Consider the following 231-nt stretch of genomic DNA (forward strand, 5'->3'; position numbering starts at 1 on the left):
GCTCGAAGGCTGGACCGAACCGCGGCCGCTGAGTGACAGGGTGTATGAAAATGTGTGGGGAGTGAGTCAATGAGTGTGGCCTTGCGGTGTGTCGCGGCGGTGGCGCTGGATGCGCTGCTGGGCGAACCCAGGCGCTGGCATCCGCGGGTAGCGTTCGGTAATTTTGCCGGGCGTATCGAGCAGCGTTTCAACAGCGGTGGCCGTGGGCGGTCGGCGGGCCGCCGCGGGTGC

2 pseudogenes are annotated in these 231 nt (G+C 67.1%); both read left to right on the forward strand.

The features are described 5' to 3' along the window. Positions 1 to 73: pseudogene (locus AC0IYH_RS34240) on the forward strand (5,6-dimethylbenzimidazole synthase); the annotation flags it as partial. Beyond that, positions 70 to 231, forward strand: a pseudogene (locus AC0IYH_RS34245) (cobalamin biosynthesis protein); the annotation flags it as partial. The pseudogenes AC0IYH_RS34240 and AC0IYH_RS34245, both read left to right, overlap by 4 nt.

This window comes from Pseudomonas sp. AC463, assembly GCF_979253585.1.